We start from the raw sequence: 10,532 nt of genomic DNA on the forward strand, positions 1-10,532 counted from the left end.
TTGATAAAGATAATCAACTTCAATTCCCTGAAAAACTCGAAATGCTGCCGCAAAGATGCGACAGCATTGGAAAAGTAAAATAAATTATAATGATTATTAAATTTGAATGAGTTTATAATAACACAACGACATCAAATGTAAAGGATAAACATCACAGATTAATAGATCACTTAATACAAGCATAAACATATAAAAAATTGCTGAGAAAAGGATGTAAACATTGATACATATTATTAAAGAGAGATGGATGCGTTTTATCGAATTATTATTCGACACGTACATCGCCATTTTACTCTACGTGACCTTATTTACTTTTAATCATTACACTTATGGCAAATCGGTTAATTTAGTTCTATTTAATAGCATTCATTTCATGTTTGATACAGGAAATGTCGTTCTTATATTAAAAAATGTTGTTGGCAATATTGGCTTATTTGTTCCCTTCGGCTTCATGGTTCCTTTTTTATATCATAAGCTAAGGCCATTATATATGTGCTTGTTTCTATCGAGTTTTTTTAGCTCATCTATCGAAATATGTCAGTATCTATTCGCTGAGAGGATCTTTGATGTAGATGATATTGCATTAAATACAATAGGGGCTGGTATGGGATGGTTCCTCTATTATTCCTCGGTAAAACTATATGATTTAGTCTTCAAATCCAAAATAGACACACAGTGAACGAGACATTGTGTGTCTGTTAGATTTTATAAGAATTAAACCGTTCTTATCATTTGGTATCTTTTTGAACATTCTCTAAAACTCGATTGACTCTTTTTTCAAGCATCTTCATCCCACTCCCACCAGCTTGAAAATGACGAAGTTTTCCTTCAGCATCAAAAACGTAATAGGCGGGTACATATTGATTATCGAAAGCATCAGCTAATTTATGTTCATTATCAACAAAGATGGGTTGAGTGATATCATATGTTTCAGCATTTTCTTTGACAAGGTCTAACGGTAGATCGTTCTCTGAACGTGGCATATGAACAGCTACGATGTTTAATTCATCTTTGTATTTGTCTCGAAACTCGTTCACTTTTGGCATCGCTTCTTTGCATAAATGACAGCTGACCGACCAAAAGTGAATCAGCGTTGGTTTAGTCCCAATTAAATCGTTTTTGGATACCTCACCATTAACCCAATTTGTAGCACCGGTTAACTCTGGCATTTCATCTCGTAATTTCATCGTTTACCACTCCTTAATATAGAAAAACTAAGTATTTGAGTCAATCTGTTCTAGATAATTATTATTCCCAACTTTTTTTGTTCTACCGGATATGAACATTGATACGCAAATGATCATCATCATTCCAGCAATTCCATACAAAAAGCTACCATTTGGAACATACTTAATGAGAAAACCCCCAACGAGCGGCCCTGTCATACTGCCAAGGCTAAAACTGATTCCTGCTAAGATGTTTGCGAGTGGAATGAAAGAAGGTTTTAAGATATCACTTAAATAAGTCATTCCCATTGAGAATAATGAACCCACGAGCATTCCTGAAATAAAGAAGGTGATAAGTAGGGCAAGAACAGAGTGCGATAGTATAGCACTAATGATAAACGTGCAGGCACCAAGAGAAGTAACGATAAGTATGAGTACACGTCTCCCAATTTTATCCCCTATGCTCCCAAGTGGAACTTGTGTAAGCAAGCTTCCTAATACAAAAGTTGGTAATATTATTGAAATATCGCGTAGGTTTAATCCCTGACGTAAGGCAAACACTGGGAAATTGCTATTCATAGAAGCTTCAAGAAAACCATACGTAAACGTGACCACAAGGCCAGACCATGCGACTGACAAGATTTTTTTGTGCCTATAAAAGTAATTTTTCTCATGACTTTTTTTCGGAACAAATTTCTCGGGAAAGTCATTTTTAATAAATAACATCGGTATGAAAAAGAGTAGGCAGCTGAATCCTGCGATAAGGAATGGTGCGTAAAGACCTAAGGATAGTGAACTGGCTATCAGTGGACCAATCGCAAATCCAAGCCCATAACTTAAGCCGTAGAAGGCAATATTTCGCCCTTTTTTCTCCTTTGGACTCGATACAGTAATCCAAACTTGGGCTGCAAAATGTAGCATGTTGTCGCCAAGACCAATAATCATTCTTAATGCAAACCAGAACCAAAAGTAAGACCAAATTGGAAAGAGAAAAATGGGAATAAGCGTTAGTAACAATCCTAAAAGAAGCATGGGCTTATATCCATATTTATTTGTAGGCTTTTCAATTAGTGGTGCTGCTAGTAATACACCAATGTATAAACTCATCGCATTAAATCCATTTAACGCCGATGATAAGCCTTGGTTCTCCAATAAAATGGAAAGGGTGGTCATGAGCATGCCTTGTGACATTCCTGAGATAAAGACTGATCCAATAAGCAGAATAAAACGAAATAATCGATAAGATGATGTATGTGTCATGTTGTATTTTCGTGACAACTTTGAAGCATTTTTTCCAATGTTGTCACCTAATCTCCTTGTTTAATTTGTTTTAAAAATAGATCATACAGATCAATGATCATACAGATCAATTACTTGATTCAATCCCTACATTATTATACAAATAAAATGATTGGAAATCAGCTAATAAGAATGAAGATCTGTCATGGAAAGGTGATATAGATGGAGTTTAATATAACGGAAAATGGCATTAAAACAGAGACAGGATACGGTGAATTGGTCATTTCAGGTGATGAAACGTATGGTTTTCGACCTTATCAACTCATGATTGCGTCATTAGCAGGATGCAGTGCCTCTGTGATGCGAAAGATATTTTCGAAAAAGAAATTAAAGATAGAAGAGATGACGATTCGAGCAGATGTAACTCGAGAAGAAGTGGAACCAAAGAAAATTGAAAAAGTACATCTTCATTTTCTCATTAAAGGGGATAATTTAGAAGGTAAAATGGACCGAATATTAGCTTTGACAAGGAAATACTGTTCGATGGTTCAATCTGTAGAAAAACAAATTGAAGTAGTTGAAACATACGAACTTATATAATATGCCTGAATCAGCCTGTTTTTTTAAAAAAGAAAGCCTAGCAAATGCCTGCTAGGCTTAACAAATGTTTATCCCGCCTTAACGGCAAGTAAAGACCCCCACCTCAAGATTCTGAGTATTCAAAGGTAGATAGGTGGGGGATCAACTGCCCGTAAAGGCCCGATTGGTTCAGCTAACCCTCAGTGGGGGATGAAGAAAACCCCCACTGAGGGAAGTTTCACTTTATGAATCCGTATGAAGTTAATAAAGTTCGGGTCTTCTATCTTCAAATACGGGAATACGCGTACGAATTTGATCTAATTCATCAAGATCAATATCGCCTGTGACAATCGCTTCATCTTCGCCGCCTTCAGCAATAATTTCACCCCACGGATTAATGATGAGGGAGTGTCCAAAAAAAGTATTATTTGGATCTTTGCCCGTACGGTTACAAGCGACAACATAAGCTTGATTTTCAATAGCCCGGCAGATGAGCAGTGTACGCCAATGATCTAAACGGGGATTAGGCCATTCAGCAGAGACAAAGAGGACTTTAGCTCCACTCACGACATGTTTTCTTAACCACTCCGTGAACCGAATGTCATAGCAGATAAATCCTGCACATGGCGTGCCATCTAGGTTGAAATGGCCTTCTTTTCGCCCTGCTGCAAGGAATTTTTCTTCATTCATTAAACGAAATAAATGGACTTTATCATAATCACTGACTAAATCACCTTGTCGGTTAAAAATAAGTTGTGTGTTGGTCACATTATCAGCATTTTTCTTAGCGATTGACCCTGCAATAATATTAACATCGTATTTTTTAGCTAAAGAACTTATAAAATCACATGTCTCTTTAGCATCAGGATCTGCAATTTCATCTAAACGTTCCAGATCATAAGCTGTTGTCCAAAGTTCAGGAAGAATGATCACATCAGGTTTATCAGCCATAGCCTTGTCGATTAAGGAATGAACTTTTTTAAAATTTGCTTTCGGGTCTCCAAAGACAATGTCATATTGGATAAGTGCACATTTCATATAAAAAATCTCCTTTAAGAAATTGAGTTTTTAGCTCGTTCATCATGTTAATCTGTTTGTTTCTAGTGCTTATAAAGGTATTATAATGTTTTTTTAAAGTTAGATGTATGATTCTTTCTTAATATTATTTTCAATTGTATTAAGATAGGATGATTTTTGAGAATTTATACGATAAAATAGGACTTAATCAATCGTAATTATTGTCTTCTTCAATATTTAATGAAAGCGGTGAATGTAATTTGAATTTTCCTCAGTCAGACGCTCTTAATCGGTTACCTAAGCAATTTTTTGCTGGGCTTGTCCAAAAAGTCAATCGAGTGATAGCTGAAGGTCACGATGTCATAAATTTGGGTCAAGGGAACCCTGATCAACCTACACCAGATCATATCGTCGAAGCGTTAAAAGAATCAGCTGGAAACCCTGAATTCCACAAATATTCGCCTTTTCAAGGTTTCTCATTTCTTAAACAGGCCATAAGTACATTCTACAAAAGAGAGTATGATGTTGATATTGATCCAGAGTCTGAAGTGGCGATATTATTTGGATCGAAAACCGGACTCGTAGAAATTACGCAATGTTTACTTAACCCAGGAGAGACAGTATTGATGCCCGATCCCGGCTATCCAGATTATTTATCTGGTATGGCAATGGCGAATGTAAATATTGAGTTCATGCCTCTTCTAGAAAAAAATGCTTTTCTTCCGGATTACAGCCAATTATCAGATGACATTCTAAACAAAGCAAAATTAATGTTTTTGAATTACCCAAATAACCCGACATCGGCTACAGCGACTAATGAATTTTTTGAACAAACCATTGAAGTAGCTAAAGCTAGAAAAATTTGTGTATTACATGATTTTGCGTACGGTGCAATCGGTTTTGATGGAGAAAAACCGCGTAGTTTTTTACAAACAGAAGGTGCTAAAGAAGTCGGGATTGAAATGTATACCTTATCCAAAACTTACAATATGGCAGGCTGGCGTGTTGGTTTTGCTTTGGGAAATAAAAGTGTGATAAAAGCACTCAACCTGGTACAAGATCATTATTACGTAAGTCTGTTCGGAGCCATTCAGAAGGCAAGTTGTGAAGCTCTTCTTGGACCACAAGATTGCGTCAATGAATTAGTGGCACGTTATGAAACAAGACGGAATGCCTTTATGGATGCAATACATGAGATTGGTTGGAAAGCAGATGCTCCTAAAGGTTCTTTCTTTGTCTGGCTTCCTGTTCCAGCAGGATATACTTCTGAGTCCTTTGCAGACTTACTACTTGAAAAAGCCCACGTTATGGTCGCACCAGGTATTGGATTTGGAAAGATGGGTGAAGGTTACGTTCGTGTCGGGTTATTAAATGAACCAGACCGTCTTGTTGAAGCCGCTAAACGTATCGGTGCCCTTAATCTTTTTAAGAAACCTGTAAAATAACATAGTGATTCGATATCGTTGATAGCAGCAAACACGTTTATATACGTTATTTGCTGTTTTTTTTTTGCCTATTTTAAATAGTGATGGTAAGCTCTTCATCATTTCTTGGATAATTTAACTTGAATCAGAAAAAAATAAAGAAAAAAGGAGGTCAACAACTTGAAACAGTTGATATTAGCGCTCGGGTTATGTTTACTTTTTACACCGACTACACTTGCGAAAGAAGGCCATCATCCACAGCAGCCAAGCTTTCAAACACCAAATTCCGCAGTTGATATATCAAAAGAAAATACGTATCCAAATCCAGACCAATCGGCACCGGAACTTCAGCCAAGTGGATTAACAAAAGAATTATTAAAAACATCCAAAGTTAAAATAGAAAACCCTATGTTAATAAAGTATTTAAATGAGTCTACCATTCATCCGTCCAAATTCTCTATCGGTTATCATGCTCATATTTATTTAGGTAAATGGGCTTTGTCATATAAATCAAGTAAAGTGTCGATTAACTGGGAGTATAAAAAAATAAATGATTCCTCGCTAGATGCCAGAGGAAGTGAAGGACAACAAGAATTTAAATATACTCAGGAATCGAATTCGAAAGTAACGGGAGGTTTAACTGCCAAAGTTCCGAACCAAGAAGGGGTCAAGGGCTTAATGATGGCACATGCCTCTAAGAAAACCGATCTCCCATTAGCCTTTTCAACCGTAGTTGGTAAGGGAACAAAGATTGATCGTTTATATCATGTCCAACCTAAGAAAATGGCTCATCTCTACGGATATGTCCCAGCTGTTAATGAAAAAGGGACCATTTTCTATGGGGAAGTCTTTCTCGTGTTAAAAGGTGGCAAGAAATGGATTGAAGTAAAAAATGTTGAACAACAAGGAATAGGAGCTTGGATCCCAATTCAAGATCATGTGTCGTTAAGGTACGTTTCGAATTAATTGTTAGATACGAGTACTCAAATGGGTACTCGCTTTTTATGTTACTACGCCAGTTAAAAGGACGGATGGTGGACTTTAAATTCGGGACAAAAATGTAGATTTTCAATCATTTAACATGGTAAGGTTGGATAGAAACGAGGAGGGGATTCTATTGGGAAGAGCGTCTCATGATAAAACCAAACAACATACCTATATTGTATCTAGAGTCAAGCTGTTATTGTCTGTCGTTGAGTCGTTGGATACGGAGAATGCGAGTGAACAGGACTTGAAAAATATTAAACAAATGTTAGATGATTTAAGCCTAAAAATCAGCACGTTTCAAGATGAATGGAAGTAAAAGTTCATGTTTACATAAATCTCTGATTTAAGGTCAACCTATAAAAAAAGGGAGGCCTAAGGAATGATGAAGAAATATACCATACTCATGGTTCTGGTCTTAATAATGTTATCACCAACGATAAGTTATGGACAGGATTGGTATTTCAAACCAAGTGCCAATCACAAACCTGCCACAACCGAACCTGAATATGCTGCTTTATTGAAAAAATACGATGGTATCTTTATTGGTGAAACAAACAAAAAGGTGATCTACTTAACATTTGATAACGGTTATGAGGCCGGTTATACTGGGAAAATACTTGATATATTAAAACAAAAACATGTCCCAGCAGCATTTTTTATTACAGGCCACTATATCATGGATCAACCGAAACTTGTTAAGAGAATGTATAAAGAAGGACATATTGTTGGAAATCACTCGTGGAGTCACCCCGACTTGGCAAAAATTAATGATGAGAAGGCCAAAATTGAATTAGAAAAACTTAAAATGACGTATACAGAACTTACGGGTGACACCACAATGAATTATGTAAGACCGCCAAGAGGAACGTTTAGTGAACGTGCCCTTAAATTGGATAAAGAAGAAGGCTATACAACCGTATTTTGGTCTGCTGCCTATAAAGACTGGGTGAGAGATGATCAAAAAGGAGCAGATTATGCTTATGATCATATTATGAAACGCATGCATCCGGGAGCCATCGTACTGCTTCATACCGTTTCTAAAGACAATGCAGAGGCACTTGGACGTGTGATTGATTCTCTAAAAAAACAGGGGTATCAATTTAAGAGTCTTGATGACCTTATGGCACAAAAAGCATTGCCAAAATACTTTAGATAAAGTGAAACTTCATCAGTGGGGGTCATGACTCTTCTTTATTGAGGGATATATTAGGATCCATGCCTTTTTGGTATGGATTCCTTTTGCTTCTTTAAACGTTATGCACATTATCCACAGGGTGTTCATAACTTATCCACAAAGTTATGAACATTATAAACACACTTTAAAGAGTAAAATTTATCGTTTATCCACATTATCCACAACTAGTTTATATTTAAATGATGTTTTTTATATTTTCCGGGAAATACCTGTCGATTTTTAGAGTAAAAAAGTAAAGCAGCACCGCTTTGGTGCTGCTTTACTTTAAAGATAATTTTAATTTACTTGAACGAACCTTTTGCACTGCTCCCAGTTTCTTTTGCGCGTTCTTGTTCTTCGACCGTATGTTCATCTAATCCCTTAGCAAATTCCGTATCTAATGGTTTTCCCTTAGTTGGATCTCCTGGATTATAAGCTTTATTATTTGCTTTATATTTATTACCCATTACGAAACACTTCTTTCTAATTAGATTTAGCGAGGAGGCTCGCTTTACTATTTTTAACCTAATGGAACTAAATATTCAGGTTTTCGCTTTTTGATTTTATCCTCATTTTTTTCAATTTAATTTAACGGTTATAATCATGATATTTTCCTTCTGAACGGCTATCTGCTTCTTTTGCACGGCGTTGGGCTTCCATATCATCTTGATCTGCTAACTCCTGAGAAAATTCCACATCTTCGGCTCTTGAAGTAGGTAATGACTTTGGATCTCTTCTTGGCATTACGAATTCCTTCTTTCTCAAATAATATGGTCTCAGAGATATTAGAGACAGAAATAGTATGTGCTTAATCTAAAGTGTTTTATTATAGGGAAAAAATACTTCTTGTTTATAAAATAAAGATGGAATACATGGTATCATAAAGAATAGGTGATGCTTATGTATAGTGTTAATAAAATCGAATACGAAGAAAGTGAAAAAGGCATTTTTAAAGTTGACATAAAAAGCGATTCTGCTTCAGACACCATACTAGTTCATGAAGATGTTCTTGTTCGTTTTGAATTGAGAAAAGGGATGCAGCTTTCACTACAAATGTTAGAACAATTAAAACACGCTCAAGAAGATATAAAATGCTACCATGCAGCGATTTATTATTTGTCGTTTAGAATGAGATCAACGAAAGAAACACGTGATTATCTTTATAAGAAAATGTACGAAACTCACCAAATAGAGTCCGCTATTAAACGTTTAACAAAAGAAAATTTGCTTAATGATCAAGCCTTTGCTGAGATGTTTATCAAAAATCGAATCCACTTATCGAATAAAGGTCCTGAATTGATTAAAAGAGAGCTCGATAAACTGGGCATTTCTCGAGATATTGTCGAACAAAGTATTCAGACCTATTCCATATCTGATCAGATAAAAAATGCAAGATCCTATATTGAAAAAAAAGTGAATCAAGGATCTAAGCGTTATTCAGCTAAAGAATATAAAAACAAGCTGACTCAAAAGTTAATTCAGAGGGGTTATTCACAAACAATCATCAAAGAAGTCCTACAAGATGTCATTTATTCAAACCCTGAATTAGAACAAGAAGCCATTTATTTTCAAGGACAAAAAGCCATGAAAAAGTATAGGAATTATGAAGGAAAAGAATGGGCATATAAAGTGAAAAGTTATCTGTTTAGAAAAGGATTTTCCATAGAAGATATTAATGCTTTTCTTCAGAATTCTAAAGAAGAGTAATTCTATTTTTAAGATCTTTTAAAGAGAATTTACATGTTGAAATATGGAAATAATAAGATTTTTTAAAATATCTACCATTCCCTTGAATCATTTTTTTACCATGATATAATGTGAACGCACATCGACTCAGAAGAGTATTTAACACATGATTTTAAACATATTCAAGGGGACGATAAACGTCATGATAAAAGATATTTACTTAGAACATGGGAAAAAAGTTGCGATTTCTTGTTTCTCAGCTTTTCTATGTGCTATCAGTATGAATCTTTTCTTAATACCTGCCAAAGTATATGCATCTGGTATTAATGGAGCTGCTCAGTTGGCCGTTAACTTAATATATAGTGGATTTCACTTTCATGTATCCATTAGTCTGCTGATTTTATTATTGAACTTACCAATTGCATTTTTAGGTTGGTACAAGGTTGGAAAGATGTTTACGTTTTATAGTTTTGTGACGGTTATCTTAACATCGCTTTTCCTAGGAGTTATTCCTGTTTATGAGCTTTCAAATGACCTTTTGTTAAATGCTATCTTTGGAGGATTTATTTCGGCTGTTGGGGTAGGAGTTGCCTTGAAATTTGGTATTTCAACGGGCGGTTTGGATATTATTGCGATTTATATGACTAGAAAGTGGCGTAAATCCTCATCCGGTCGTTACTTTATGGCTTTAAATGGCATCATTATTCTGATTGCAGGATTTGTTTATCAATGGCAATACGCTCTCTATACGTTAATATCTCGCTACGTTAATAGTTATGTTGTAGATAATATTCATACAAAATATCAAAAGTTAACCATTATTGCTGTTACAGAATATGCAGATACGATGGTTGATGCCATCCAAGCTCGCTTTGATAGAGGAGCGACAGTAACACCTTCCTATGGTGGCTATTCAAAGAAAAAATTATTTTCCATTATGATCGTGGTCAGCCATTATGAATTGTATGAAATGGAAAAGTTAATTAAACAGATAGATCCTCACGCTTTCATTAATATTATAGAGACGACTAAAATTGTTGGGGTATTTCGTTCAGAAGAAGAACAACGTGCGGTCCAAGCCATAAAGGAAGGGAAGATTCAAGAGAAAAGGAAGCTTCCGTTAAGTGAGCATGAATATGAAAAATGCAAGAGGGTGATTGACACTCACAATTATCAAATTGGCTATGGACCTGGTTATGGTCGCTATTCGTTTTCTAATGAAATAAAAGATTAAGATGTATCTCGAATGCATTTAGTAAA

At 35.6% G+C, this 10,532-nt stretch carries 13 protein-coding genes; 8 read left to right on the top strand and 5 right to left on the bottom strand.

The genetic code is table 11. The annotated features are described in order from the left end of the window. Positions 1-220 precede the first annotated feature (220 nt). Complete coding sequence (locus tag GMB86_RS08930) at positions 221-679, top strand: VanZ family protein (protein WP_155218816.1); 459 nt, start codon at positions 221-223, stop codon at positions 677-679. 49 nt (positions 680-728) lie between these two features. Here the strand turns inward: GMB86_RS08930 and GMB86_RS08935 are convergent, their stop codons facing one another. Both GMB86_RS08935 and GMB86_RS08940 read right to left on the bottom strand, forming a co-directional pair. Then, on the bottom strand, positions 729-1,187 hold the full coding sequence (locus GMB86_RS08935) for a TlpA family protein disulfide reductase (RefSeq protein WP_155218817.1): 459 nt from the start codon (positions 1,185-1,187) through the stop codon (positions 729-731). A 27-nt stretch (positions 1,188-1,214) separates the two neighbouring features. Further along, positions 1,215-2,426, bottom strand: a complete 1,212-nt coding sequence (locus tag GMB86_RS08940; RefSeq protein ID WP_155218819.1) for an MFS transporter — start codon at positions 2,424-2,426, stop codon at positions 1,215-1,217. Between the two features lie 201 nt (positions 2,427-2,627). Between GMB86_RS08940 and GMB86_RS08945 the strand changes: the two genes are divergently transcribed. Further along, positions 2,628-3,005: an OsmC family protein gene (locus GMB86_RS08945; protein WP_155218821.1), complete on the top strand. Its 378-nt coding sequence runs from the start codon at positions 2,628-2,630 to the stop codon at positions 3,003-3,005. Positions 3,006-3,245: 240 nt separating this feature from the next. On the opposite strand, the gene GMB86_RS08950 is transcribed toward GMB86_RS08945, so the two are convergent. Then, a complete protein-coding gene (locus tag GMB86_RS08950; RefSeq protein WP_155218823.1) occupies positions 3,246-4,022 on the bottom strand; it encodes a carbon-nitrogen family hydrolase in 777 nt (258 codons plus the stop codon). Between the two features lie 239 nt (positions 4,023-4,261). Here GMB86_RS08950 and GMB86_RS08955 point away from each other — a divergent pair, with 239 nt between their 5' ends. The 4 genes from GMB86_RS08955 to pdaA all read left to right on the top strand — a co-directional run bounded on the left by GMB86_RS08955 (position 4,262) and on the right by pdaA (position 7,568). Beyond that, entirely contained in the window at positions 4,262-5,446 is a 1,185-nt protein-coding gene (locus GMB86_RS08955; protein WP_155218825.1) for a pyridoxal phosphate-dependent aminotransferase, read from the top strand. A 159-nt stretch (positions 5,447-5,605) separates the two neighbouring features. Continuing rightward, positions 5,606-6,391 carry a YfkD family protein gene (locus GMB86_RS08960; protein WP_155218827.1) on the top strand — a complete coding sequence of 262 codons (786 nt, stop codon included), beginning with the start codon at positions 5,606-5,608 and terminating at the stop codon, positions 6,389-6,391. 151 nt (positions 6,392-6,542) lie between these two features. Then, the gene (locus tag GMB86_RS08965; protein ID WP_155218829.1) at positions 6,543-6,728 is read left to right on the top strand and encodes an SE1561 family protein; all 186 of its coding nucleotides are present in this window, start codon (positions 6,543-6,545) and stop codon (positions 6,726-6,728) included. Positions 6,729-6,794: 66 nt separating this feature from the next. Continuing rightward, positions 6,795-7,568, top strand: a complete 774-nt coding sequence (gene pdaA / locus GMB86_RS08970; protein ID WP_155218852.1) for a delta-lactam-biosynthetic de-N-acetylase — start codon at positions 6,795-6,797, stop codon at positions 7,566-7,568. A gap of 320 nt (positions 7,569-7,888) precedes the next feature. Here pdaA and GMB86_RS08975 read toward each other — a convergent pair whose 3' ends face one another. Both GMB86_RS08975 and GMB86_RS08980 read right to left on the bottom strand, forming a co-directional pair. Continuing rightward, positions 7,889-8,053 (bottom strand): hypothetical protein, encoded by a 165-nt coding sequence (locus GMB86_RS08975; RefSeq protein WP_155218831.1) that lies wholly within the window; start codon positions 8,051-8,053, stop codon positions 7,889-7,891. A 121-nt stretch (positions 8,054-8,174) separates the two neighbouring features. Beyond that, complete coding sequence (locus GMB86_RS08980; protein ID WP_155218833.1) at positions 8,175-8,330, bottom strand: YfhD family protein; 156 nt, start codon at positions 8,328-8,330, stop codon at positions 8,175-8,177. A gap of 156 nt (positions 8,331-8,486) precedes the next feature. Here GMB86_RS08980 and GMB86_RS08985 point away from each other — a divergent pair, with 156 nt between their 5' ends. Beyond that, positions 8,487-9,293, top strand: coding sequence for a RecX family transcriptional regulator (locus GMB86_RS08985; protein WP_196220172.1), 807 nt, complete (start codon positions 8,487-8,489; stop codon positions 9,291-9,293). A 181-nt stretch (positions 9,294-9,474) separates the two neighbouring features. After that, a complete protein-coding gene (locus tag GMB86_RS08990; RefSeq protein WP_155218837.1) occupies positions 9,475-10,506 on the top strand; it encodes a YitT family protein in 1,032 nt (343 codons plus the stop codon). Positions 10,507-10,532: the final 26 nt, after the last annotated feature.

Source organism: Terrilactibacillus tamarindi, from assembly GCF_009718825.1.
In the GTDB taxonomy this organism is placed as follows: Bacteria; Bacillota; Bacilli; order Bacillales; family Sporolactobacillaceae; genus Terrilactibacillus; species Terrilactibacillus tamarindi.